Below are 23,363 nucleotides of genomic sequence, written 5' to 3'. Positions count from 1 at the left end.
GATGTTACGAACGGCCCGTCACATTCGCGGCGAGCCATTCCGCCGTCAGTCTTTCGACCTCGCCGCGCGCCGCGGCGCCGGCGAACGTGTGATTCGCGTCCGGAATGTTACCGTGTGCGACGTTATCGCGGGCGATGAGGTTCTGCCACTCGGCGTGCGTCTCGCAGTACTGCCTGAAGTCGCGCGCGGTCAGGTCGCCGGAGAGCACGAGCAGCACGGGATCGTGAAAGTCCGCGAGGCCCTGCGACATGCGCTGCTGGAACGGGGCTGCGGCCGCGGCTGCTCCCGATCCGCGCCGGGCGAGCGTGCCGAGCACCGACTTGACGTCGGCGAGTGCGCCTTTGACGTCGACGCCGCCGCTGACGAGTTTCTTCCAGAAAGCGAGCTGGAAAGGCCGCGCGAGGTAATGACGCGCCTGGCTTTGAGCGAACTCCTGCTCCGACGTGATCCACGGATCGGCGAGGACCAGGCCGGCGACGCGCCGATCGCGCGTCGCGTGCCAGTAGAGCAGCGCGAGCGACGCGGCGTCGCACAGTCCCCACAGGACGATGCGCTCGAGCGACGGACACGCGGCGGCGAACGCGTCCATGGCCGCGGCGACGTCGGCGACCGCTTCTTCGAACGGGATCATCGCGCCCGTCGCGTCGCCGAGGCCGCGGTAATCGAACCGCATCACGGCCACACCGGCGCTCGCCAGGCGGCGCGCCAGGAGCACGTATTGTCGATGGCTGCCGGCGCGGTACTGCGGCCCGCCGACGACGATCACGAGGCCGACCCGCGCGTCATGCGGCGCGGCGACGATGCCGACGAGCCGCTCGCCGGCGCACTCGAACGTGAGTGCGCGTTCTTCGTACGCCAGGGTCACCACGTACCGAGTGCGGCGCTCGTCGCCTCGACGAGCGCGGGCGCCTCGGTGATGTTGAGGGTCTGCCAGAACTGCGGCCCTTCGACGGCGCGTGCGTCGACGCGATGTCCGGCGGCCTGCCAGCGCTCGATGCGTGTGCGCGATGCCGGCGAGAGCTCGGCACTCGCCGCGACTTCCAGCCACAGCACGCGCGACGCGGCCGAGGGCGGTTCGAGCTCGGCGCCCTCGAGCGGAATCGCGAGCTCGGGCCCCACGCTGTAACCCGCGATCTCGACCGCTTCGCCGCGGCCCAACTGCTCGCGGAGCGCACGCGTGCCGGTGCGCTCGCGATCGCTCTGCTGGACCATCTCGCCGGCGGCCTTGAGCCGCAGGAACTGCTGGAGAAACTGTTTGCCCGAGAGCACCGGCTGCCAGAACACGAGCCCTCCGGTCTCGGCGTCTTTGGCAGCCTCGGCCGCGAGCAGCGCGCCGATGCGCAGCCCCCACAGGATCGGCGCCGTGCCGCTGCGCTCGCGCAGCCAACGCAGCGCTTGCGACACGTCGTCGCGCCACGCGCGCCACGTCGACTCGCCGAATTCGCCCGCGCTGTCGCCGCAGCCGAAAAGGTCGATCTGCATCACCCGCCACCCCTGCCGTGCGAGCGCGCGCGACTGCAGCGCGGCCATGCGGCGGCAGCGATTCATCTCTTCGGCGAACGGATGGACGTACAGGATCGCGCCGCGAGGCTTCGCGCTTGCAGGGCCATGCAGCAGGCAGAAACGCGTGCCGCTCTCCAGCGGCAGGAAGAACGTCTCCAGCCCGGGCGTTTGAGCGCTAGCGTGCAGTTTCGAGCTTACCGCTGACGAAGTCGGAGAGAGCGCCGACGGTCGCGAAGTTCGAGCCGTCGAGCTCGTCGTCCTCGACCGTGAAACCGAAGCGCTCTTCGAGCGTGGTGATCACGCCGACGACCGCGATCGAATCGAGCTCGGGCAGCGCGCCGAGCAGCGGCGATTCCCTGCGGAGCCCCGCCGCGCGCCCCTCGAGATGCAGCACTTCCGCAAGGACCTTCGTCACTTCCTGCTGTACGTCCAATTCTGTTCCTCGTCCCGCGAAGGCGCCGAACTGCCTCGTGGCCGGGCGCAAACGTTCGCTATCATTGCAACCTATGGATACCACTCTGCTGCACGAGCTGCCGCTCGCATCCGCCGAACGGAGGCCGCAGCATATCGCACTTACCTGCCAAACCCAATCGACCACCTACGCCGATCTCGCGGCCGCGCTGTATGCGTTCGCGGCGGGCCTGGCCGAGCTCGGGCTCGCCCGTGCGGCGCGCGTCGGCATCTATCTCGACAAGCGCGTCGAGACCGTCGCCGCTGCCTTCGGCGCGACCGCCGCGGGCGGCGTCTTCGTGCCGGTCAACCCGCTGCTCAAGCCCGACCAGGTCGGCCACATCCTGCGCGACTGCAACGTGCGCGTGCTCGTCACCTCGCCCGAGCGCGCCGCGATGCTCGCCGAGACGCTCGAGGCGTGTCCCGATCTCGCGCACCTCGTGCTCGTCGGCGATGCGCAGCCGCCGGCATCCCGCACGTACGCGGTGCACCGCTGGGGCGCGCTCTGCTCCGCCGCTGCGCGTCCCGGCCATCGCGTGATCGACAGCGACGTCGCCGCGATCCTCTACACCTCGGGCAGCACCGGCAAGCCGAAGGGCGTCGTGCTCTCCCACCGCAACATGGTGACGGGCGCCAAGAGCGTCGCGTCGTATCTCGAGAACACCGCCGCCGACACGCTGCTCGCGGCGCTGCCGCTATCGTTCGACGCCGGCTTCTCGCAGCTCACAACCGCGTTCCACGCCGGTGCGCGCGTGGTGCTGCTCAACTACCTGCTCCCGCGCGATCTCCTCAACACCATGGCGCGCGAGCGCGTCACCGGCCTGACGGCGGTGCCGCCGCTCTACATCCAGCTCACGCAGCTGGCGTGGCCGGAGTCGATCGCGGAGCACCTGCGCTACTTCGCGAACACCGGCGGGCGCATGCCTCGCGACACGCTCTCGCGGTTGCGCGCGATCCTGCCTGGAGCCAAGCCGTATCTCATGTACGGTCTCACCGAAGCGTTTCGCGCCACGTACCTGCCGCCTTCGGAAGTCGACGCGCGTCCGGATTCGATCGGCAAGGCGATACCGAATGCCGAAGTGCTGGTGCTGCGCGAGGACGGCACACCGTGCGCGCCGAACGAGCCGGGCGAGCTGGTGCAGCGCGGCGCGCTCGTCGCGCTCGGCTACTGGAACGATCCGGAGAAGACCGCCGAGCGCTTCAGGCCGCTGCCGCCCGGAGCGGCGAGCCGCGAAGCCGGCGTCGTCCTGCCCGAGACCGCGGTATTTTCCGGGGACACCGTGCGTGCCGACGAGGACGGATTCCTCTATTTCGTGGGGCGCCGCGACGAGATGATCAAGACTTCGGGTTATCGCGTGAGCCCGACCGAGATCGAGGAAGCGATCTACGCGACGGCGCTCGTCGGCGAAGCGGCGGCTTTCGGCGTGTCCCATCCCACGCTGGGACAGGCGGTGGTCGTCGTCGCCACGCCGCGCAACGGCGCGGCGCTCGATGCGACGGCGCTGCTCGGCGCGTGCCGCAGCCGATTGCCCGCGTACATGGCGCCTGCGAAGATCGACGTGCGCGAAGGGCCGCTCCCGCGCAACGCGAACGGCAAGATCGACCGCAAGCGCCTCGCGACCGAGTTTGCGTCGCTCTATGAATGACCGAACCTCACCGGTGAACGCGCCGAGACACGCAAGCCAGGATCGCTGGCCGGTCGTCGACGACGGTCTGGTCGTCGGCGGCGTGCCGCTCGCGCGCCTCGCGGCGCGCGCGGGACGCACGCCGTTCTACGTCTACGACCGCGCCGTGATCGATGCGCGCATCGCGCACCTGCGCACGCACTTTCCCCGCGAGGTGAAGCTGCACTACGCGATCAAGGCGAACCCGATGCCGGCGCTGGTCTGCCACGTCGCGCGCGGGGTCGACGGCCTCGACGTCGCTTCCGGCGGCGAGCTCAGGATCGCGCTCGACGCGGGCATGTCCCCTGCGGAAGTGAGCTTCGCCGGTCCGGGCAAGAGCGACACCGAGCTTTTCCAGGCGGTCGCCAGCGGCATCCTCGTGAACGTCGAGTCGCTGCGTGAGATCGACGCCCTCGCCCGCGCGTCCAGCGAGCTCGGCGTGCCGGCGCGGGTCGCGCTGCGCGTGAATCCCGATTTCGAGCTCAAGGCCTCGGGCATGCGCATGGGCGGCGGTCCCAAGCAGTTCGGCATCGACGCCGAGGCGATCCCGCAGGCGCTCGAAGCGATCCGCGAGCGCGGGCTCGCGTTCGAAGGTTTCCACATCTTCACCGGCTCGCAGAACCTGCGCGCCGACGCGATCTGCGAAGCGCAGACGAGCGCGGTCGAGCTCGCCCTGCGACTGGCGGGCAGCGCCAAAGTGCGCACGCTCAACATCGGCGGCGGGCTGGGCATCCCGTACTTCCCGGGCGACGAGCCGCTCGACATCGCGCCGATCGGCGAGAACCTGCGCACGCTACAAGCGCGCGTCGCCGACGCCCTGCCCGGCGCGGCGCTGGTCGTCGAGCTCGGGCGCTACATCGTCGGCGAAGCCGGCCTGTACGTGTGCCGCGTGATCGAGCGCAAGGTCTCGCGCGGCCAGGTGTTCCTGATCACCGACGGCGGCATGCACCACCACCTGTCCGCGAGCGGCAACTTCGGGCAGGTCATCCGCAAAAACTATCCGGTGACGATCGGCAACCGGGTGAAAGGCGACAAACGGGAAAGCGCGTCGGTGGTCGGCCCGCTGTGCACGCCGCTCGATCTGCTCGCCGATCGCATGGATCTCGCGGCAGCGCGCGAAGGCGATCTGGTGGCGATCTTCCAGTCGGGCGCTTACGGGCTCACCGCGAGCCCGACCGCGTTCCTCGGTCATCCCGCGCCGGTGGAGCTGCTCGTCTAGCTAACGAACGACGAGGACCGGGACTTTGGAGTGCGTGAGCACTTTGGAGGTCTCGCTGCCGAGCAGCAGGCCCGAGACGCCGCGGCGTCCGTGCGAAGCCATGACGATGACGTCGCACTTCTGCTTCTTGCACGCTTCGATGATCGCTTCGTAGGCGACGTCGCCCATGACGCACACCGAGTCCGCCTTCACACCCGCTTCCTTGGCGCGCTCGGTGATCTTCGCGAGCATCTTCTCGGTGCGCGCGCGGGCTTCCTTCTCGTAGCGCTTCTTGATGTCCATGGTCGTGGGGAGCACGAAGCTCTCGTCGGCCATGATGCGGAACTCGGGGATGGCGTGCATCGCGGTGACCCGCGCGCCGACCGCTTTGGCGAGCTCGATGCCGCGGGCGACCGCGCGATCGGACAGCTTGGAACCGTCGGTCGGCAGCAGGATGTGCTTGAACATCAGTGCGTCTTGCCCATGCGGTGCGGCGGGACCGGCAGCGCGACGACTTCGATGCCTTCGTCGCGCAGGGCTTCGACTTCCTTGGTGCTCGCGGTGCCGCGGATGTGGCGTTCCGGCGCTTCCTTGTAATGGATCTTGCGCGCTTCCTCGGGGAAGGCACGGCCGACGTCTTCGGTGTTCTCGAGCACTTTCTCCATGACGGTCTGGAGAAGCTCGGCGCCGAGATTGGCGTAGTACTGCGGACTGCCCTTTTTCGGCGCGGCGGCCGGCGCCTTGGACGCCTGCGCGCTCGGCGCGCGCTCCGCCGAGCCCTTGCTCACGTACGACGCGTGAGGCAGGCGCGATACGCGCTCGTCGCCGCACATCGGGCACACGAGCAGCTTCGACTGGGTCTGCCGCGCATAGTCGTCGGCGGACGCAAACCAGCCTTCGAAGCGATGTTCGTTCGAACACCCCAGGTTGTAGACGATCACCTTTTATCCTTTCAGCACCCCGTTGGATGATGCCACAAAGGACGTCTTCCACAAAATGCCGGCACGGCAATACTGCCCGGCCTCAACATTTTGTGGTGAGGCCGCGCCAAAACCACACTACCCGGCGGTTCTACCGCCAGCGCGATCCCGACCGCCAGTGACGGATCATCAGGAAACCGCCGAGCATGCCGCCCAGGTGGGCGAAATGCGCGACGCCCTGCTGCGTGCCGGTCACGCCGAGGAAGAGCTCGATCGCCCCGTACAGCGTGACGAACAGCCACGCCGGCATCGGGATCGGCGGGAAGATGAGCATGAGCGTGCGGCGCGGGAAGTACATGCCGAATGCGAGCAGCAGCCCGAAGACGCCGCCGGAAGCGCCGACCGTCGGATACGGCGGCGAGTGCATCACCCATGACACCGTGAGCTGCGCGACCGCCGCAGTGACGACGCAGACCAGGTAGTACGCCAGCATCCGCCGCGGCCCGAACACGCGCTCGATGTCCGAGCCGAACATGTACAGCGCCAGCATGTTGAACAGGATGTGCGTGAAGCTCGTCGGGTCGTGCAGGAAGCTGTAGGTGACGACCTGCCAGGGCGCAAAACCTGAGTCGAGCGGCCACAGCGCGAAATAATCGAACAGCGGCCCGCCCACCACCGATTGCAGGAGGTAGACGGCGATGTTCGCGATGAGCAGCGATTGGGTGACTGGGGCCATGGGGGGCGTTAGCAGAAAGCAGCGCCCGGCCGAGCCGGGCGCCCGCGGCCGCCGGACTCGCGCCGGCGGCCCGGATGCTTGCGCTGTTTAGGCGTGCGCGCTCTCGGGTTTGCGGCCGCGTCCGATGCCGTAGTACTCGAAGCCCAGCGCCGTCAGGTCCGCGGGATCGTACTGGTTGCGCCCGTCGAAGATCACCGGCGCGCGCAGCTTCGTCTTGATCGCGTCGAAGTCGGGATTCCTGAACTGCTTCCACTCGGTGACGAGCAGCATCGCGTCGGCGCCTTCGAGCGCTTCGTAGGCTTCGGTGCAGAACGTGAGCTGGCGGCTCTCGATCCACTCGGCCGGGACCGATTTCCTCACGTTGTCGATGGCGATCGGGTCGAACGCGCGCACCTTCGCGCCGGCGTCGATCAGGAGCTCGATCGTGGTGAGCGACGAGGCTTCGCGCACGTCGTCGGTGTCGGGTTTGAACGCGAGGCCCCAGACCGCGAAGGTGCGGCCCTTCAGGTTCGCGCCGAAGCGCGCGACCACCTTGTCGTAGAGCCTGCGCTTCTGGCGCGCGTTGCGGTGCTCGACCGCCTCGAGGATCCCGGCGTCGGTCTTGATGCCCTTGGCGGTATGGATGAGCGCCTTGACGTCCTTGGGGAAGCACGAGCCGCCGTAGCCGCAGCCCGCATATAGAAACGCGTAGCCGATGCGGGAGTCCGCGCCGACCCCGGCGCGGACGCGCTCGATGTCCACGTCGAGCTCGTCGCAGAGCTCCGCGATCTCGTTCATGAACGAGATCTTGGTCGCGAGCAGCGCGTTCGAGGCGTATTTCGTCATTTCGGCCTCGCGCGGCCGCATCACCTGGATGCGGTCGTGGCTGCGCACGAAAGGCGCATAGAGCTTGCGCAGCATCGTCTCGGCGCGCTCGCTTTCGACGCCGAGGATGACGCGCTCGGGAGTCATGAAATCCTTGACCGCGGCGCCTTCCTTGAGGAATTCGGGGTTGCTGACGACGTCGAAGTCGAACCGCGCGCCGCGCGCCGCAAGCTCCCCCTCGACGATGCTGCGCACCTGGTCGGCAGTGCCGACGGGCACGGTGGATTTGGTGATCACCAGCGCGTAGCCCTTGATCGCCTGTCCGATCTCCTTCGCCACGCCGTGCACGTACGACATGTCGGGCGAGCCGTCCTCGCGCGGCGGCGTGCCGACCGCGATGAAGAAGATCTGGCAGTCCTCGGCGGCCCGCGGGAGCGATCCGCTGAACAGGAGCCGCCCCGCCTTCGCATTGCTCGCCAGCAGCCCGTCGAGACCGGGCTCGTGGATTGGAACGATGCCCGATTCCAGCATGCGCAATTTGGAGGCATCGGACTCCACGCACAGCACGGTATTGCCCATTTCCGCAAATCCGGCGGCGGTGACGAGCCCTACATAGCCCGCGCCAACGATCGTGATCTTCATGTGTCTTTCGGGGGATTGAAGGAGGGAAAGCGACTGGCCGCGTATTTTAACGGCTCCGGCTGCGCCGCGAGCCGATCGGCCCTGTTTTGCGGAAAAAGGCCCCTCTGAGGCCCGCCGCAGGCCCTGTTTACCCCAACGCGGGGGGGCGGAGGGGCCTCGCTTAAGCTACCATTAAGCTTCGGTATGGACCCGCAGCGGCTACAAAATCTCTCCCCGGAGCGCTTCGCGACCGATTTCATGGCGCGAAATCGGCCGGTCGTCGTCACCGACGCGCTGGACGGCTGGCGCCTGTCCGAGCGCTGGACGCCCGACTATCTCGTCGAGCAGTTCGGCGACGAGCGGGTGCAGGTCTACAACAGCTATTTCGACCTGAAGACGGTCAAGAAGCTGGGCGCCTACGTGCGGGAGCGCTTCAACCGCGCGGACGGCCGGCCGAACCCGCCGTACGTGCGGTGGTACACCAAGCTGCGGAACGTGGATTTCTTCTGGGCGGACGCGGCCTTCGAGAAGATGCGCGGCTATTGGTCGCGGCCCTACTTCCTCCCGGCGGGCGATTACGTGTTGCCCTACGCCCCCGCGCCCGAGGCGGCCGATCCGACGGTGGATTATTTTCCGGCGCGCGGTCTGTTCATCTCCGAGCGCGGCGCCCGGACCGGCCTTCACGTCGACCCGTGGGGCAGCGATGCGGTGTTATGCCAGCTCTACGGGCGCAAGTCCTGGCGCCTGTACTCGCCGGACCAGGCGCCGCTCCTGAGCTCGGGCGATGCGGTAGCCGATCTCGAATGCATCGATACCGAACGCTTTCCGCGCGCCGCCGAAGCGCGCCCGACGTACGAGTTCGTGCTCGAGCCGGGCGAGACGGTGTACGTCCCGCACGGCTGGTACCACGCCGTGCATTCGGACACCGACTGCATCTCGCTCACGTGGAACTTCGTCCATCGCACGAACGCGGCGGCGTTCGCGCAATGGCTCGAGCGCCCGCATTCGAAGATCGACGAGGACGTGGTGCGCTTCTTCTTCAGCCGCGCGCTCGGCGCCGATGCGTCGATCCAGGGCGTCAGGGGGCTGGTGGCGAAAACTTTCAGCTGCGCGCCAGAGACCGCGAGCGCAGCGCTTTAAGTCCCTTCGCGGTGGCGCCGAGGCCGGCGCCTTTCGCTTTGATCAAGCCCAGGGATTCGAGCTTCGCGCGCACGTGCGACGGCGGCACCGGCGCGGGCAGGTCGAGCCCGTCGTACTGTTCCAGCCACGCCCAGTCTTCTTCGGTGAGATCGAGTGCCATGATTCCCCTGCTTTTAGGAAAGTCCCGCGCATTCTAGGCACGCGCGGGAATAGTCCGCGCGGGTTAATCTCACACCGCGGGCGAAACAAGTTGGAATCTCGACGCCTCGCTGTCGGTATTTCGACTGCGAGGCACAACGCCCGCAAGATGTGAATCACTGTGTGAGAAAAGTCGCAGCCGCACCCTCTTGTTCAAGCAAAAGCCGCCGTTAATCCACTCACTGTTAAAGGCACACCCGTCTGAAAAGCGGGTTCGCAAAGTCACCGGTCTACGGAACAGGGGTTCTAAGACGGCGGGACTGCCAGGCTTGCCCACATGCCGGTACGCTCGACGTACCGGCTCGCCTGCGCTCCACGCACGCGCCCTTTTGGTAGCTCCCGGTACTTCGTGCCGTACGCCTCGCGCGAGGCCTTTTGCATGGAGATCGGTTTGAGGTTGGTTCGTGGACAGCGCGCGGCGGGCTTCACGCTCGTCGAGCTCATGGTGTCGCTATCGGTCGTCGCGATCGTCGCCGCGATCGCGTATCCGTCGTACCAGGAGCAGATGCGCAAGGGTCGGCGCGCCGCCGCTCAGGCCTTCCTGGTCGAGGTGGCCGCGCGCGAGCAGCAGTACCTCCTCGACGCGCGCACCTATGCGGTCGGCGCCGGCGCAGTCACCTCGCTCAACCTCACCGTGCCGAACGAAGTCGCACCTTACTATACGGTCACGGTCGAGCCCGCGGCTGCCACCAGCCCGCCGACTTACCGGCTCATCGCGACGCCGGTCGACGCGCAGACCGCCGACGGCGTCCTGACCCTCGACCAGGACGGCGCGAAGACACGCGCGGGACAGCCGGGATGGTGAGCGCGCGCGCCCGCGGCTTCACGGTCGTCGAGGTCCTCGTCGTGATGGCGGTGTTCGCCATCGTGGCAGGCCTCGCCGGTCCCGCCCTGTCGGAGATGGTCGCGAACCAGCAGGTGCGCGCCGCCGCGTACGACCTGCACGCCGCGCTCACCATCGCGCGCAGCGAAGCGTTGACCCGCAACTCGGCGGTGACGGTCGCACCGGTCGGCGGAGACTGGGCGCGGGGCTGGAGCCTCACCGAAGCCGGCGGCACGGTGCTCAGACGCCAGAACGCGTATCCGCGCGTCAGCCTCTCCGGCCCCTCCCAGGTGATCTTCAGCGGCGACGGCCGGCCCGACTCGACCGCGACGCCGTTCGGCATCACGTCCTCCGGCGCGTCGGCGACCAGCTATCGCTGCGTGCGCCTGCGCCTCGCCGGCCGCCCCGCGATCGACAAGGGGGCGTGCTGATGCGCGGGCAGGCGGGCACGACGATGATCGAGCTCCTGATCACCATCGCGATCAGCGCGTTCGGCCTGCTCGGCATCGCCGGTCTGCAGACGCGCATGCACGTCTCGGAGATGGAAGCCGCGCAACGCGCGCAGGCGACCATCCTGCTGAAGCACATGATCGACCGCATCGCGGCCAACCGCAAGAGCGCGATGAGCTACGTTACGGCGAGCGAGCTCGGCACCGCGGTGCAGGACTGCTCGGGGCTCACGAGCGCTGCGCTCGACCTGTGCGAATGGAACAACCTGCTCGCCGGCGCATCCGAGACCAGCGGCAGCGCGCGTCTCGGCGCGATGATCGGGGCGCGCGGCTGCATCGTGAACGTCGACGCGGTGATGCCGCGCAAGTTCGTCGTCGCGGTGGTGTGGCAGGGCCTCACGCCCACCGTCGCGCCGGGCGGCACCACGTGCGGCGCGAACCAGTATGGCGACGAGCGCAAGCGCCGCGCGATGCTCGCGCCGGTCGTGTTCGGCTGTCTGCAGAACGACATCGACACCGGGGCCTGCGTGACGCCATGACCCAGCGCGCGCAAGGCTTTTCGCTCGTCGAGCTGATGATCTCCATCACGCTCGGTCTGCTCGTGCTCGCGGTGCTGGGGACGATCTTCGCCAACACCAGCCGCTCGCGAGGCGAGCTCCAGAAGACCAGCCAGCAGGTCGACAACGGCCGCTACGCGGTCGAGCTGCTCAGCGAAGACCTGCAGCTCGCGGGCTATTTCGGCGAGCTCAACGTGGCGGGCGTCGCGCTGCCCGCCGCCCTGCCCGACCTGTGCTCGATGGCGATCGACGACTGGAAAGCCGCATTGCCGATCCACATGCAAGGCTACGACGCGGGCGCGGGCGCGCCGTCGTGCATGCCCGCGTCGATGAAATCCGGCGGCGACGTCGTCGCGCTGCGCCGCGTGCGCACGTGCATCGCCGGCAACGCCGGCTGCGAAGCGCTCGTCGGGTCGCAACCGTACCTGCAGGTCGGGCTGTGCAGCGCCACGGCGAACGCCTACACACTCGGCATCGCGGCGGACACCGCGTTCTCCCACACGCTGAAAGACTGCGCGACCGCCGCGGGCCGCCGCCGCTACGAGACCCACATCTACTTCGTCGCGACCGACAACGGCTCGGGCGCCGCCATCCCGACGCTCAAGCGCCTCGAGCTCAACGGCTCGGGTTACACCGAGGTCGCGCTGGTCGAAGGCATCGAGCGTATGGAAGTCGAGTACGGCATAGACACCGACGGCGACGGCAGCCCCGATGTCTACACCGCCGATCCGAGCAACTTCACCTACGCCGGCTGCACCCTGTGCTCGGCGCCCGCCAACTGGTCGAACGTGGTGACGGCCAAGCTCCACCTGCTGTCGCGCACGCTCGAGCCGTCCGCGGGCTACACCGACGTGAAGACCTACAGCCTCGGACTCAACGCCGCGGGCGAGCCCGTCACCGCGGGTCCGTTCAACGACGGCTATCGCCGCAACGTCTATACCGCGGCGGTGCGCATCGTGAATCCCTCGGCCCGGAGGGACGCGCCGTGAGATCGCTTTCCAGCCAGCGCGGCGCGACCCTCCTCGTGGCGCTCGTCATCCTCGTGCTGCTCGCCCTGCTCTCGCTCAGCGCGTTCCAGACCAGCATGACCGACCAGAAAGCGTCGGGGAACATGCAGGCGCGGACCGAAGCGCTCAACGCCGCGCAGGAGACGATCGAGACGGTGATCAGCACCCGCCAGTTCGTCGTCGATCCGTCGAACGCCATCGCGAAGCCGTGCGAAGGCCCTAACACGTACTGCTCGGACCTCAACGGCGACGGTGCGCCCGAATACAAGACGAGGCTCCTGCCCGCGCCGGCGTGCGTGACGACCAAGGTACTCAAGGTGTCCGACCTCGACCTCAACAGCTCCGAAGATCTCTCCTGCTCGGTCGGGCAATCGCAGCAGTTCGGCGTCGCCGGTGCGGACACCGCGGCGAGCGACTCGCTGTGCGCGAACACCATGTGGGAAGTCACGGCCGAAACGACCGCGGTCGGCGGCGGCGCGAAAGTCACGGTGTCGCAAGGCATCGGGCTGCGCGTCGGCGCGGACGAAGCGAGCGGGTCGTGCCTGTGAAGCGCGAGGTGACCATGACCATCGCTCGTCTTATCAAGCACGGGGCCGCGCTGCTCGCGGCGCTGCTCGTATGCGCGTCCGCGGCGCGCGCCGAGGACATCGACCTCTTCGCGCAGACGTCGCCGACCACCGCGACGCGCCCCAACATCCTGATCGTCGTCGACAACAGCGCGAACTGGTCGGCGGCGAACCAGAAGTGGCCCGACGGCGGCAAGCAGGGGCAGGCCGAGCTGCGCGCGCTGCGGCGGCTCCTCGCCGAGGTGAAGGACAACGTCAACATCGGCCTCATGATGTTCACCGCCGGCACCGGCTCGAACAAGAACGGCGCCTACGTGCGCTTCCACATCCGCCAGATGACCGCGGCGAACCGCAACGCGCTGATCGAGCTCATCGGCGACGACAATTGCGCCGACGGCCCGAACAGTCTCAACGGGACGCCGAACTGCATATTGAAGAACTTCGATTCGCCCTCGGAGAAAGTGGGCACGGCGAAGCTCGACTACAGCGCGGCGCTCTTCGACGTCTTCAAGTATTTCGGCGGCTACACCAGCCCGGCGAACGCCAATGCCGACGTCGCCGGCAGCCCGGTGAGCTGGACGCAGTTCGGGCCCGACCGCTATGCGGGCGACCCCGATTCCAAGTCCGACCCGGCGGCCTACACGGGTCCCAGCAAGCGCACGCACATCTCGCCGATCGATGCGGCCAGCGCCTGCGGGCAGAGCACCATCATCTTCATCGGCAACGGCTTTCCGACTCAGGACTCGCCGGCTACGCTGCTCTCGGGCGTCCAGGGCTCCACCGCGCAGCTCCTCATGCCGCAGCCGAACGGCGGTTACCAGCTCCCGGGCTCGAACGACGCGCGCTACGTCGACGAGTGGGCGAAATATCTATACATGACCGACGTCAACCAGGCGGCGGGCCGGCAGAACGTCGCGACCTACACCATCGACGTCTACAACGCGCAGCCCGACTCGCGGCAGAACGCGCTGCTGATGAGCATGGCGCGGCACGGCGGCGGCCGCTATTTCGCGGCCAAGAACGAGGACGCGATCCTCGCCGCGCTGCGCGACATCCTGATCGACATCCAGTCGGTGAACAGCGTGTTCACCTCGGCGAGCGTGCCGATCAACGCCACCAACCGCTCACAGTTCGAGAACCAGGTCTACATCGGCATGTTCCGGCCGGACAACGACTCGCGCCCGCGCTGGTACGGCAACCTGAAGCGCTACCAGGTCGGCGTCGTCAACGGCGAGATCAAGCTTGCCGACCGCAACAACAACGCGGCGGTCGCGGCGTCGACCGGCTACATCCAGTCGTGCGCGACGAGCTACTGGACCACCGACAGCGGCTCGTACTGGGATTTCTCGCCGCAGAGCGCCGGTCTGTGCACGACCGTTCCGGGCAGCCAGTTCTCCGACGCGCCCGACGGGCCTTCGGTCGAGAAAGGCGCGGCCGCCGAGGTGCTCCGCCGCGGCAACGACCCGCGCTCGGCCAGCCTCACCTACAGCGTGAACCGCACGATGTATACGTGCACGAGCCCGTCGAGCTGCTCGTCGCTCGTCGCGTTCAACACCGCCAACGTCTCGCAGTCGGCGCTCGGCGTGTCGACCGCCGCGGAGCAGCAGCGCATCATCGACCACACGCGGGGCTTGGACGTCAACGACGAGAACATCAACGGCAACACGACCGAATCGCGCGCATCGATCCACGGCGACGTGATCCATTCGCACCCGCTGCCGATCAGCTACGGCGGCACCACCGGCGTGGTGCTGTTCTACGGCGCGAACGACGGCAGCTTCCGCGCGATCTCGGGCGAGACCGGCCAGGAGCTGTGGGCCTTCGTCGCGCCCGAGCACCATGCGAAGCTGAAGCGCCTTGCGGACAACAGCCCGGTCGTCGATTACCCCGGCATACCGGCCGGCATCTCGCCCACGCCGCAGAAAAAGGACTACTTCTTCGACGGCACCGCGGGCCTCTACCAGAACGCCGACAACACCAGCGTCTGGATCTTCCCGACCATGCGCCGCGGCGGCCGCATGATCTACGCGTTCGACGTGACCACGCCGAACGCGCCGAAGCTCAAGTGGCGCGTGGGCTGCCCGAACGCGGCGAACGACACCGGCTGCAGCAGCGGCCTCGACGCGATCGGCCAGACGTGGTCGACGCCGCGCGTCGCGAGGATCAAGGGCTACAACGACGGCACCCGCCCGGTCCTCATCGTCGGCGGCGGCTACGATGCGTGCGAGGACGCCGACGTATCCGCTCCGGCGTGCGGCGGCGCGACGATCAAAGGCAAGCGCGTGTTCGTGATCGACGCCGCCGACGGCTCGCTCGTCGCGAGCTTCACCACCGATCGCAGCGTGATCGCGGACGCGACGCTCGTCGACCGCAACGGAGACGGCTACGTCGACCACGCGTACGTCGCCGACCTCGGCGGCAATCTCTATCGCATCGACTTCTCGAATGCGCAGACGCTCTCGCCGCTGTCGACGCCGAGCTGGGCGATGACCAAGGTCGCGCGCACGCAGGGCGCCGGACGCAAGTTCGAGTTCGCGCCGGCGGTGCTCGCGCTGAAGGACCGCGTCTACGTCGCGCTCGGCTCGGGCGACCGCGAGCGCCCGCTGATCACGCAGTACCCGTACATGGAGAGCGTGAAGAACCGCTTCTACATGGTCATCGACAAGCTCGTCGACGGCACGATCGACCTCGACGGCACGACGCTCGCCGATTTCACCGGCGACACCGCGTGCAGCGCCGCCCTCGCGTCCAGCCAGAACGGCTGGTACATGGATCTCGCGAGCGGCCGCGGCGAGCAGACGGTCACTTCGGCGCTCATCTTCGGCGGCATCGTGTACTTCAGCACCAACCGTCCGGTCGCTTCGACGCCCGGCATGTGCAGCGCCAACCTCGGCGAAGCGCGCGGCTACGCGGTGAACCTGCTCAACGCGTCGGGCGCGGTCGGCACCCAGGGCGTGTGCGGCGCGGCGCGCTCGAACGTCTTCACCGGCGGCGGCCTCCCGCCGAGCCCGGTCACCGCGCTCCTCCCGGTCAACGGCAAGCCGACGAGCGTGCTGTTCGGCGGCATCCACCGCAGCGGCGGCGCGAGCTCACCCATCGGCGCGCAGCAGGTGAAGCCTTCGCTCGCCGGCAAGCGCACGCGGATGTACTGGCACACGCACGGGGACAAATAGTTTACGCGGCGCTCGTCGCGCCGCGGATGTCGCCGAGCAGCGGCTTCGCGAAGTTCTCCAGCATGTTGTCCGCGCCCTGCATGAGGCAGATGCGCACGCCGTGCTGGTGCATGCGCCGAACGCGCGCCGACATCCGGTCGTGCGTGGTGTAGTCGTAGCCCATGTTGGCGGCGACCGCGATGTTGCGCTTCGCGGCTTTCTCGACGATGCCGTCGAGCGCTTTCCAGACGTCGGGGTGCTCGTACTCGAACGGGTGGTCCAGCGCTTTCGACAGATCGGTCATCGCGAGCATCACGATGCGGATGCCGTCGATCGCCAGGATCTCGTCGATCTCCTCGATCGCGGTGCGCGCCTCGATGTGCGGGACGAACACCGCGACGTCCCTGTTCTTGGCGTGCATCGCCTTGAAGGTCTCGTTCGAGTTGGGATATTCGCCCGTCCCCGAACGATGCCAGTCCCGCGCGACCTCGACGCACGCGCGCACCTGCTTCGCGGACGCGATCGAGGCGCCGACCACTTCCAGCCCGAGGCTGAACGCGCGCTGCAGGTCCACGGTCACCTGCAGCGATTCGGCGTCGCCCAGCCACGGGTTCGACGGCAGGCGCAGCCACGTCGTGAGCCCCACCGCCTGCGCCGCGCGATGGATGTGATCGAGCTCGCGCCAGTCCATCGCCGAGAACATCATGTCGGGACGCACGAAGTCGAAGCCGGCGCGCGCGATGGTCGGCACCCACGAAGGGCCGCCCTTGATCCAGACGCCGAGCGCCATCTCGCCCGCACCCAGTCGTTCGAACAGTCTGCTCACTCTCTTACTCCATCTGCAGCTTGAGCTTCGAAGTCACCTTCGCCCACTTCGCGATCTCGTGCTTCATGTGCTGCGCGAACGCTTCGGGCGTGCTGCTCGCGACTTCCGCGCCCTGCGCCGCGAGCTTCTCCCTCACCTCGCCCGATTTGAGGACGGCGACGATCTCGCGGTTGAGACGCGACACGATCTCGGGCGGCAGCTTCGCGGGTCCGATCACGCCGTACCACGCATCCGCCCGATAGCCCGGCAATCCCGACTCGCTCACCGTCGGCACGTTCGGATACAGCGGGCTGCGCTTGTCCGACGTGATCGCCAGCGCGTTCAGGCGCTTCGCGAGCACGTGCGGACGCGAGTTGATCGTGTTGCTCGCCATGAGCTGCACGTTACCGGCGAGCAGGTCGATGAGCGCTGCGGACCCGCCTTTGTACGGCACGTGCGTCAGGCGTATCTGCGCCATCGACTGGAAGAGCTCGAATGCGAGATGCGTTCCCGAGCCGGCGCCGGCGGACGCGAAGTAGAGGTCGCCGGGCCGGCGCTTCGCGAGCGCCACGAGCTCCTTGATCGATCGCGCCGGCACGCTCGGGTGCGCGACGATCCAGTACGGCACCGACGCCACATCGCTCACGTAAGTGAAGTCGTTGATCGCATCGTAGCGAAGCTGCCGGTGCAGCCCGGCGTTGATCGCATGGCTGTTGGTGACCATCAACAGCGTGTAGCCGTCGGGCGGCGCTTTGGCGGTGATCTCGGACGCGAGCATCGTGCCGGCGCCGGGGCGATTGTCCGCGACGACCGGCTGCCCGAGCGCGCTCGTCAGCGCCGCGCCCAGGGTGCGCGTCACGGTGTCGACGCCGCCGCCGGGGCCGGCGGGGACGATCATGCGGATGGGACGCGAGGGATATTGCTGTGCTGCTGCGATGCCCGTGCAGGCGACGAGCACGAGCGCTGCGAATACGCGAAAGCTCGTCATCCTTCCATTGTACCGTGCGCGAGCAAGCTTCCCCACCCGTGCACCGGCGGCGCCACGCCTCTCTCGATCAGGCGCCACACCTGCGCGATGGGATTGGTGACGACGGGCTTGCCGAAATCCTCTTCGAGCACCGGCACCGCGGCGAGGCTGCGCCACGCGCCGCCGGGCAGCAGCAGGCCATCCGCGCCGGGCGCTTGGCGCATCGCTTCGCGTCCCAACTGGAAGGCGAGCCTGATGCCCTCCTCGATGCTCATCGAGAACGCCTGCTTCGCCCACTGGCCGGCGCTCGTCACCGCGAGGATCTCGAAGCCTGCCGACGCGAGATAGGCGACGAGCTTGTCGTTGAGCTCATGCGACCAGCGGCTCGCGATCGCGACGCGGCGCATGCCGAGGTGGCGCATCGCGTCGATCGTCGCTTCGGCCTGCGCGTCGGCATACGCACCGGTGCGGCGCGTGGTCTCCTTCAGAAGCTCGAGCAGGTTGTCGCGGCCGATCTGCGAAGCGATCGGAAAGCCCGACAGCGAAATGCTCTGCGCGCCCTGTGCCGCGAGCTCGTCCACGCACGCCCAGTAGCGCCGGCCGATCGCCTCGTCCAAGCCGCTCTTGGTGTAGTCCGAGATCTCGATCGAGGACGAGATGCGCCGCACGTCGGGCGGCAACAGCGGCTCGGGCATGGGATTGGGATGCCGGTCGGGACCGAGCGGCGTGATCGCGCCGGCGATGTAGCGAGGCGTCATAGCCAAATCCGGGTCGGAGTCACATTTCCCGAAATCTTACTCTGGCCCGGATTTGGTGCGATGATGCGTCGATCCCGCCCGGAGGAGAAGAACATGAAATACCGGAAGCACGAAGCCAAGCAAGCCGCACGCGCGATGCTGAAAGGCGTCTGGACCGCCCTCCCGTATTCGTTCACCGAGGACGACCGGCTCGACGAGGCCGGCAATGCCTCGAACCTCGAGCACTGCATCTCTCAGCTCAAGGTCGACGGCCATTACTGCTCCGGCAACGTCGCCGAGTTCTGGTCGATGACGAACGAGGAGCGCATGCGCGCCCACGAGATCAACGTCGAAGTGAACAAAGGCCGGGTGCCCCTGATCGCCGGCTGCCATCACCAGAACCCCTACGAGGTCGTGAAGCTCTGCAAGCATGCAGAGGCCATCGGCATCGATTTCGTCATCGTCCTCACCCCGTACATGGCGGCGAAGGACGACAACGCGGTCTACGAGTTCTACAAGTTCATCGCCGATCGCGTGGACATCGGCATCGTGCTCTTCAACATCCCCACGCTGTACTACCCGATCCACGAGCACCTCGCGAAGCGCCTCGCGACGATCCCCAACATCTGCGGCTTCAAGCAGGGCGGACCGCAGCCCGCGGCGACCATCCTGCTGCGCGAGACGATCGGCAAGGACGTGGTCGTCAGCGTCGCCGACGAGACCCCGTGGCTCTTCAACCTCTCGGTGATGGGCGACCAGTGGCTGCTCAACTTCTGCCCGCACCTCTACCAGGTGCCGGGCTACCTTCCGGTGCGCGACTACACCCACGCCGCGCTCGCGGGCGATATGAACCGCGCGACCGAGATCGCGCGCTCGCTGAACGAGCTGCGCGCGGTGCACGCGAAGTGGATCACCGGCTACGGCAAGCCGACCGGACGCACGCCGTCGGCGGAGCTCAAGTACTGGATGGAGCTCACCGGCATGGTCGGCGGGCCGGTGCGCGCGCCGTGCACCGAGCTCTCCGATGAGAAGAAGCGCGAGCTGCGCGCCGATCTGGAGGCGACGGGGCTGCTCGAGAAAGTCGCTGCGAGCCGGCCTGCGCTGCAGGCCGCGTGATGAAGCGAGGTGATGCGTTACGCGTCGCGCCTTCCGGTGATCTCCGTCAGGCGTACCAAATCGCGTAGATCGGGCTCCCCCTCCAGCTTCCCGATCCGTTCGACCAGCGCCTGACGCGCTCCCGCGCTGAGCCGCTCGCGCGTCAGCGCTTCGAGCTTGTCCACCGCCTGCGTCCATCCCGGATCGCTCGTATCGTCCTCGAGCGAGCGCCGGTATTCGGCGACGACGGCCTCACCGCCGCGCAGCGTCGCGGTGAGCCGGCACGAGCGCACCGCGGGCGCGATCGCCGCGAGCTCGTCGGGCAGCTCGACGCTGCACCTGTCCATCAGCGCGAGCACGTCGTCGTCCTTGTAACGCTCGCGCCGCATCGTCTCGGGCGTGATCGTGCCGTCGAGCAGCGCCATCGCGACGGTGCACGGCAGCGAATGGTCCGCGGTCTCTCGGGTCTGCGGCTTCCACACCTCGGGAACGTCGGTCCAGCGCTCGAACGCCTGGCGCACCGCTTCGATCTTCAGCGTTTCGATCTGCTTCACGTCGATCGCCGCGCGCAGCTTCTGCGCCGCAAACACCGGCACGTGGCAGTTGAAGCGGATCGGGAACGACTTGATCATCGTCTGCCGCACCGCGAAGGTGTGATCGTCGAAGCGCGCGGGGATCGGCAGGTCGAACGCTTCGCCGCCCATCATCTGCCGCCACAGCCCGAACTTCCCTTCGAAGACCCCGTCGGGCCCGGTCATCCCTGCGCTCGCGAGATACGCGGCGAACACGCCGGCGCGCGCGCCCTGCGGGCCGGCCATGCCTTTCCACATCGACAGCGTCCCGGTGCGCGTCTGGTTCAGCGCGAGGTTGGGCGCGACGGCGAGCGAGATCGCGTGCGCGATCTGCTCGCGCGTAAGACCGAGGACGCGCCCGCAGCCCAGCGCAGCGCCGAGGGCGACGACCGGCGTCTGGTCCCAGCCGTGATGGTTGTACGGCACCACCTCGACGAAGCGGCACTGCGCCTCGTACGCGATCGCCGTCGCGAGCAGGAGGTCGGCGCCGCTCGCGCCTTGCGCTTCCGCGGCCGCGAGCACCGCGGGGAAGGCGTCCGCAGGATGGCTCACCGCCGCCATGACGTAGCTGTCGCTCATGTCGAGCGAGCGCACCATGGCCGAGTTGACGAACGCCGCCATGTCGGGCGCGCAACGATGCAGCGATCCGAAGATCGTCGCCTGCGGCCCCGCCGCGACCGGCTGCGCGAGCTTCCGGGCGATGCGCACCGGCTCGACGTCGAACGCCGCGAGGCTCGCGGCGATCGCGCTCAACACGCGGGCCTTGGCCGCGGTGCGCGTCTCGTCGCTCAGGTCCGCGAGCGAGAGCGTGGTGGCGAGCTCGACGAGCCTGGCGGTCGTGCGGTCGGCCGTGGTCATCCTTTGGATTTTAAAAGCATTGAACCGCAGAGGACGCAGAGGAACAGCGACGGGTCATCTCGTGGCGGACGATAACGGACGCTCCGGGATTGCTTCGTCGCTGGCGCGCCTCGCAATGACACCGATCGTTTTCCCTCTGCGTCCTCTGCGGTTACTAACGCCCTTTGATCACTCCACTTTCGCCTTGGTGCGCTTGACGATCGCGGCATACTTCTTCTGCTCGCTGGCGATCAGGTCGCGCAGCGTCTCCGGCGGGCTCGCCTTGAGCTCCATGCCGTTTTCCGCGACCTTGTCCTCGAGCTTCTTCGAGCCCGCCGCTTTCTTCAGAGCGGCGTTCATGCGGTCGATGATCGCGCGGTCGGTCTTCGCGGGCGCGACGAGTCCCTGCCAACTGATCGCTTCGTAGCCCGGCAGCCCGCTCTCCGCGACCGTGGGCGTGTCGGGCGTCGCCGCCGAGCGTTTGGCGCCGGTCGTCGCGAGCAGCTTCAGGCGTCCCGCCTTGATGTGCTCCGACGTGCCGAGGAGCGACGTGATCATGAAGTCGACGTTGCCCGCGAGGAGATCGATCATCGCCGGGCCCGCGCCTTTGTACGGCACGTGCACGACGTTCAGCCCCGCATTGTTCTTGAGCATCTCGCCCGCGATGTGCTGCAGCGAGCCGTTGCCCGACGAGGCGAAGTTGAGCTTACCGGGATTGGACCTGGCCTGCGCGATCAGGTCCTTCATCGTGCCGACCTTGAGCTTCGGCCCGACCAGCACGCCGAGCGGCTGGGTGATCACGAGCGACACCGGCGCGAAATCGCGCACGGCGTCGTACGGCACCTTCTCCTGCAGTACCGTGTTGATCACCATCGCGTTGGTCGCGTAGAGGAACGTGTAGCCGTCGGGCGTCGCGCGCGCGACCGTCTCGGTGCCGATGATCGTGCCGCCGCCTGCACGGTTGTCGATGACGATGCGCCAGCCGGGGTTCTGCTGCATCACCTCGTCGGCGATCAGGCGCGCGGCGATGTCGGTGCTTCCGCCCGGCGCGTAGGCGACGACGATGCGGATCGGTTTGGCGGGATACGGCTGCGCCGCGACGGCGTACAGCGGCGCGAGCGCCGCGGCGGCGGCGCACAACAGGGAGAACAGGGATTTCATGAGAACCTCGAGGGGAACGATCGCAGAGCGCGGAGGCCGCGCCGGACGTGCGAGTATATCGATCCCGCGCACCGTTCGGAGGAATACATGACCGCAAGCATGGCCGCGGCGAGCGCCTGGGTGGCCGCTCTACTCGGGCGTTAAGCCGCCGTGCCCTGGCCGAGCTTTCGCAAGAACCTTGTAGTCCGCGCCGTGGCCGTGGCATGCATCATGGATTTGCCCGTCGTATTGCTGTACGGATTGTGCCTATCCGGTCTGGGGTTTTGGTCGATTCCCGGAGTCGAATTGGTCATGATTGCGCAGCCGATTATCGCCCTCGTGCTGGCGATTTTATCCGTGCATCGTCCGGGCGGTGCCGCGGTTGTGGTGGGAGCGTTGCTGGCTCTCGTGCTTTTCGTTCCGTCCCTTTACCTCGCAAGCCATCTTCGGATGATCGGTTTCACTCTGGCCGCAGCTCGCGCCGAGCCTGTCGTCGCCGCCGTACACAACTTTGTTCAGGAGCGGGGGGAGGTGCCGTCGTCCCTGGACCTGCTGGTACCACGCTATCTTTCTGCGCTGCCATCAAGACTTCCGGACCTGAAAGTGTCGCGTCTCGAGGCCGGCGGCTGGATGCTTGCGGCGGACGCATCTACCGGGGTGTTGAAGTTCGATAGCCTGTCGACTCAAGACTATCCCCACGGTGCGAGCCATCAGAGGCTCGGAAAATGGGTCTATCATCATGAGTAGGCGGCCTCGTGATTCATTGGAGCCGACACTCGCACGCTGCGCCTGCGCGTAATCTCTGGGGCTGCACGGCGGCAGGTGAGCTTCAGCATTAGCCTTTCAGGAGCTCGGACATGCGCCCCCTTCGCTACTCCATCAACGTCACCCTGGACGGCTGCTGCGATCATCGTGCGATCACGCCGGACGAAGAGATGCACCGGCACCACACGGAGAACCTCGCCAGGGCCGACGCCCTGCTCTTTGGCCGGGTGACCTACGAGATGATGGAGACAGCGTGGCGCGCGCCGGCGCAGACCGGAGTGAGGCCGGATTGGATGGATCCGTGGATGGAGCCCTTCGCCCGGGTGATCCACGCGGCGAAGAAGTACGTCGTGTCGAGCACTCTGGAGCGAGTCGACTGGAACGCGGAGCTCGTGCGCGGGGATCTGGGAACGGCCGTTCGGCAACTCAAGCGGGAGCCCGGCAAGGGACTGGCCGTGGGAGGCCTGAAGCTCCCGCGGGCATTGGCCGAGTTGGGATTGATCGATGAGTACGAGCTCGTGGTGCACCCCAGGATAGCGGGCCATGGGCCGAGGTTATTCGAGGGCCTGTCGAAGCCTGTCGACCTGAAGCTCGTGAGCCGGCTGGAGCTCGGCTCGGGGGCGGTGGCGATGCGGTATGAGCCGAGAAGGTAGCTGA

The 23,363-nt window shown here is 67.6% G+C and carries 25 protein-coding genes and 1 riboswitch; of the genes, 12 read left to right on the top strand and 13 right to left on the bottom strand.

Going from position 1 to position 23,363, the window contains the following annotated elements:
* Nucleotides 1–4: 4 nt before the first annotated feature.
* The 3 genes from VHP37_06855 to VHP37_06845 form a co-directional block, all read right to left on the bottom strand.
* Nucleotides 5–868: a hydrolase 1, exosortase A system-associated gene (locus VHP37_06855; GenBank protein HEX2826048.1), complete on the bottom strand. Its 864-nt coding sequence runs from the start codon at nt 866–868 to the stop codon at nt 5–7.
* The gene (locus tag VHP37_06850) at nt 862–1,617 is read right to left on the bottom strand and encodes a hydrolase 2, exosortase A system-associated (GenBank protein ID HEX2826047.1); all 756 of its coding nucleotides are present in this window, start codon (nt 1,615–1,617) and stop codon (nt 862–864) included. The genes VHP37_06855 and VHP37_06850 overlap by 7 nt, the downstream gene beginning before the upstream one ends.
* 61 nt (nt 1,618–1,678) lie before the next feature.
* Nucleotides 1,679–1,936 carry an acyl carrier protein gene (locus VHP37_06845; GenBank protein HEX2826046.1) on the bottom strand — a complete coding sequence of 86 codons (258 nt, stop codon included), beginning with the start codon at nt 1,934–1,936 and terminating at the stop codon, nt 1,679–1,681.
* Nucleotides 1,937–2,009: 73 nt separating this feature from the next.
* On the opposite strand from VHP37_06845, the gene VHP37_06840 reads away from it, so the two are divergent.
* Together VHP37_06840 and VHP37_06835 are read left to right on the top strand one after the other, a co-directional pair.
* Nucleotides 2,010–3,599: an acyl-CoA ligase (AMP-forming), exosortase A system-associated gene (locus VHP37_06840; protein ID HEX2826045.1), complete on the top strand. Its 1,590-nt coding sequence runs from the start codon at nt 2,010–2,012 to the stop codon at nt 3,597–3,599.
* Entirely contained in the window at nt 3,592–4,836 is a 1,245-nt protein-coding gene (locus VHP37_06835) for a pyridoxal-dependent decarboxylase, exosortase A system-associated (protein ID HEX2826044.1), read from the top strand. The genes VHP37_06840 and VHP37_06835 overlap by 8 nt, the downstream gene beginning before the upstream one ends.
* Here the strand turns inward: VHP37_06835 and VHP37_06830 are convergent, their stop codons facing one another.
* The 4 genes from VHP37_06830 to VHP37_06815 all read right to left on the bottom strand — a co-directional run bounded on the left by VHP37_06830 (nt 4,837) and on the right by VHP37_06815 (nt 7,917).
* Nucleotides 4,837–5,283, bottom strand: a complete 447-nt coding sequence (locus VHP37_06830; GenBank protein ID HEX2826043.1) for a universal stress protein — start codon at nt 5,281–5,283, stop codon at nt 4,837–4,839.
* A complete protein-coding gene (locus tag VHP37_06825) occupies nt 5,283–5,756 on the bottom strand; it encodes a DUF1178 family protein (protein ID HEX2826042.1) in 474 nt (157 codons plus the stop codon). Before VHP37_06825 ends, VHP37_06830 begins: the two co-directional genes overlap by 1 nt.
* 130 nt (nt 5,757–5,886) lie before the next feature.
* Nucleotides 5,887–6,471 (bottom strand): rhomboid family intramembrane serine protease, encoded by a 585-nt coding sequence (locus VHP37_06820; protein HEX2826041.1) that lies wholly within the window; start codon nt 6,469–6,471, stop codon nt 5,887–5,889.
* A gap of 87 nt (nt 6,472–6,558) precedes the next feature.
* The gene (locus VHP37_06815; GenBank protein ID HEX2826040.1) at nt 6,559–7,917 is read right to left on the bottom strand and encodes a UDP-glucose/GDP-mannose dehydrogenase family protein; all 1,359 of its coding nucleotides are present in this window, start codon (nt 7,915–7,917) and stop codon (nt 6,559–6,561) included.
* Nucleotides 7,918–8,100: 183 nt separating this feature from the next.
* Between VHP37_06815 and VHP37_06810 the strand changes: the two genes are divergently transcribed.
* A complete protein-coding gene (locus tag VHP37_06810) occupies nt 8,101–9,036 on the top strand; it encodes a cupin-like domain-containing protein (protein ID HEX2826039.1) in 936 nt (311 codons plus the stop codon).
* Here the strand turns inward: VHP37_06810 and VHP37_06805 are convergent.
* Nucleotides 8,999–9,196, bottom strand: a complete 198-nt coding sequence (locus VHP37_06805) for a hypothetical protein (GenBank protein HEX2826038.1) — start codon at nt 9,194–9,196, stop codon at nt 8,999–9,001. The genes VHP37_06810 and VHP37_06805 overlap by 38 nt on opposite strands.
* Nucleotides 9,197–9,414: 218 nt before the next feature.
* Nucleotides 9,415–9,502, top strand: a riboswitch (cyclic di-GMP riboswitch).
* Nucleotides 9,503–9,625: 123 nt separating this feature from the next.
* Here VHP37_06805 and VHP37_06800 point away from each other — a divergent pair.
* Genes VHP37_06800 through VHP37_06775 form a run of 6 tightly spaced genes read left to right on the top strand, consistent with a single transcriptional unit; the run spans nt 9,626 to nt 15,809 of the window.
* Nucleotides 9,626–10,039 (top strand): type IV pilin protein, encoded by a 414-nt coding sequence (locus VHP37_06800; GenBank protein ID HEX2826037.1) that lies wholly within the window; start codon nt 9,626–9,628, stop codon nt 10,037–10,039.
* A complete protein-coding gene (locus tag VHP37_06795; protein ID HEX2826036.1) occupies nt 10,033–10,488 on the top strand; it encodes a GspH/FimT family protein in 456 nt (151 codons plus the stop codon). The genes VHP37_06800 and VHP37_06795 overlap by 7 nt, the downstream gene beginning before the upstream one ends.
* Nucleotides 10,488–11,045 carry a type IV pilus modification protein PilV gene (locus VHP37_06790; protein ID HEX2826035.1) on the top strand — a complete coding sequence of 186 codons (558 nt, stop codon included), beginning with the start codon at nt 10,488–10,490 and terminating at the stop codon, nt 11,043–11,045. The genes VHP37_06795 and VHP37_06790 overlap by 1 nt, the downstream gene beginning before the upstream one ends.
* Nucleotides 11,042–12,052, top strand: a complete 1,011-nt coding sequence (locus tag VHP37_06785; GenBank protein ID HEX2826034.1) for a PilW family protein — start codon at nt 11,042–11,044, stop codon at nt 12,050–12,052. Before VHP37_06790 ends, VHP37_06785 begins: the two co-directional genes overlap by 4 nt.
* The gene (locus tag VHP37_06780; GenBank protein ID HEX2826033.1) at nt 12,049–12,618 is read left to right on the top strand and encodes a PilX N-terminal domain-containing pilus assembly protein; all 570 of its coding nucleotides are present in this window, start codon (nt 12,049–12,051) and stop codon (nt 12,616–12,618) included. The genes VHP37_06785 and VHP37_06780 overlap by 4 nt, the downstream gene beginning before the upstream one ends.
* A gap of 14 nt (nt 12,619–12,632) precedes the next feature.
* Complete coding sequence (locus VHP37_06775) at nt 12,633–15,809, top strand: PilC/PilY family type IV pilus protein (protein HEX2826032.1); 3,177 nt, start codon at nt 12,633–12,635, stop codon at nt 15,807–15,809.
* Between the two features lies 1 nt (nt 15,810).
* On the opposite strand, the gene VHP37_06770 is transcribed toward VHP37_06775, so the two are convergent.
* The 3 genes from VHP37_06770 to VHP37_06760 are packed head-to-tail and all read right to left on the bottom strand — an operon-like array spanning nt 15,811 to nt 18,318.
* Nucleotides 15,811–16,614 carry an aldolase/citrate lyase family protein gene (locus VHP37_06770; protein ID HEX2826031.1) on the bottom strand — a complete coding sequence of 268 codons (804 nt, stop codon included), beginning with the start codon at nt 16,612–16,614 and terminating at the stop codon, nt 15,811–15,813.
* A 4-nt stretch (nt 16,615–16,618) separates the two neighbouring features.
* Nucleotides 16,619–17,581 carry a tripartite tricarboxylate transporter substrate binding protein gene (locus tag VHP37_06765; protein HEX2826030.1) on the bottom strand — a complete coding sequence of 321 codons (963 nt, stop codon included), beginning with the start codon at nt 17,579–17,581 and terminating at the stop codon, nt 16,619–16,621.
* Nucleotides 17,578–18,318: a hypothetical protein gene (locus VHP37_06760; protein HEX2826029.1), complete on the bottom strand. Its 741-nt coding sequence runs from the start codon at nt 18,316–18,318 to the stop codon at nt 17,578–17,580. The genes VHP37_06765 and VHP37_06760 overlap by 4 nt, the downstream gene beginning before the upstream one ends.
* 93 nt (nt 18,319–18,411) lie before the next feature.
* Here VHP37_06760 and VHP37_06755 point away from each other — a divergent pair, with 93 nt between their 5' ends.
* Nucleotides 18,412–19,413: a dihydrodipicolinate synthase family protein gene (locus VHP37_06755; GenBank protein ID HEX2826028.1), complete on the top strand. Its 1,002-nt coding sequence runs from the start codon at nt 18,412–18,414 to the stop codon at nt 19,411–19,413.
* A 17-nt stretch (nt 19,414–19,430) separates the two neighbouring features.
* On the opposite strand, the gene VHP37_06750 is transcribed toward VHP37_06755, so the two are convergent.
* Both VHP37_06750 and VHP37_06745 read right to left on the bottom strand, forming a co-directional pair.
* On the bottom strand, nt 19,431–20,822 hold the full coding sequence (locus VHP37_06750) for an MmgE/PrpD family protein (protein ID HEX2826027.1): 1,392 nt from the start codon (nt 20,820–20,822) through the stop codon (nt 19,431–19,433).
* A gap of 168 nt (nt 20,823–20,990) precedes the next feature.
* Entirely contained in the window at nt 20,991–21,962 is a 972-nt protein-coding gene (locus VHP37_06745; protein ID HEX2826026.1) for a tripartite tricarboxylate transporter substrate binding protein, read from the bottom strand.
* Between the two features lie 210 nt (nt 21,963–22,172).
* Between VHP37_06745 and VHP37_06740 the strand changes: the two genes are divergently transcribed.
* Entirely contained in the window at nt 22,173–22,688 is a 516-nt protein-coding gene (locus VHP37_06740; GenBank protein ID HEX2826025.1) for a hypothetical protein, read from the top strand.
* A gap of 110 nt (nt 22,689–22,798) precedes the next feature.
* On the top strand, nt 22,799–23,359 hold the full coding sequence (locus VHP37_06735) for a dihydrofolate reductase family protein (GenBank protein HEX2826024.1): 561 nt from the start codon (nt 22,799–22,801) through the stop codon (nt 23,357–23,359).
* Nucleotides 23,360–23,363 lie beyond the last annotated feature (4 nt).

The sequence above is a fragment of the Burkholderiales bacterium genome, from assembly GCA_036262035.1.
Lineage (GTDB): Bacteria > Pseudomonadota > Gammaproteobacteria > Burkholderiales > SG8-41 > JAQGMV01.
This window is presented reverse-complemented; position numbering and strand designations above follow the sequence as displayed.

Coding starts and splice junctions, on each gene's coding strand:
- VHP37_06830 (HEX2826043.1), bottom strand. CDS start 5,283: ATGTTCAAGCACATCCTGCTGCCGACCGACGGTTCCAAGCTGTCCGAT.
- VHP37_06810 (HEX2826039.1), top strand. CDS start 8,101: ATGGACCCGCAGCGGCTACAAAATCTCTCCCCGGAGCGCTTCGCGACC.
- VHP37_06760 (HEX2826029.1), bottom strand. CDS start 18,318: ATGACGCCTCGCTACATCGCCGGCGCGATCACGCCGCTCGGTCCCGAC.
- VHP37_06745 (HEX2826026.1), bottom strand. CDS start 21,962: ATGAAATCCCTGTTCTCCCTGTTGTGCGCCGCCGCCGCGGCGCTCGCG.
- VHP37_06775 (HEX2826032.1), top strand. CDS start 12,633: ATGACCATCGCTCGTCTTATCAAGCACGGGGCCGCGCTGCTCGCGGCG.
- VHP37_06750 (HEX2826027.1), bottom strand. CDS start 20,822: ATGACCACGGCCGACCGCACGACCGCCAGGCTCGTCGAGCTCGCCACC.
- VHP37_06740 (HEX2826025.1), top strand. CDS start 22,173: ATGGATTTGCCCGTCGTATTGCTGTACGGATTGTGCCTATCCGGTCTG.
- VHP37_06790 (HEX2826035.1), top strand. CDS start 10,488: ATGCGCGGGCAGGCGGGCACGACGATGATCGAGCTCCTGATCACCATC.
- VHP37_06735 (HEX2826024.1), top strand. CDS start 22,799: ATGCGCCCCCTTCGCTACTCCATCAACGTCACCCTGGACGGCTGCTGC.
- VHP37_06840 (HEX2826045.1), top strand. CDS start 2,010: ATGGATACCACTCTGCTGCACGAGCTGCCGCTCGCATCCGCCGAACGG.
- VHP37_06820 (HEX2826041.1), bottom strand. CDS start 6,471: ATGGCCCCAGTCACCCAATCGCTGCTCATCGCGAACATCGCCGTCTAC.
- VHP37_06835 (HEX2826044.1), top strand. CDS start 3,592: ATGAATGACCGAACCTCACCGGTGAACGCGCCGAGACACGCAAGCCAG.
- VHP37_06805 (HEX2826038.1), bottom strand. CDS start 9,196: ATGGCACTCGATCTCACCGAAGAAGACTGGGCGTGGCTGGAACAGTAC.
- VHP37_06765 (HEX2826030.1), bottom strand. CDS start 17,581: ATGACGAGCTTTCGCGTATTCGCAGCGCTCGTGCTCGTCGCCTGCACG.
- VHP37_06755 (HEX2826028.1), top strand. CDS start 18,412: ATGAAATACCGGAAGCACGAAGCCAAGCAAGCCGCACGCGCGATGCTG.
- VHP37_06795 (HEX2826036.1), top strand. CDS start 10,033: ATGGTGAGCGCGCGCGCCCGCGGCTTCACGGTCGTCGAGGTCCTCGTC.
- VHP37_06815 (HEX2826040.1), bottom strand. CDS start 7,917: ATGAAGATCACGATCGTTGGCGCGGGCTATGTAGGGCTCGTCACCGCC.
- VHP37_06785 (HEX2826034.1), top strand. CDS start 11,042: ATGACCCAGCGCGCGCAAGGCTTTTCGCTCGTCGAGCTGATGATCTCC.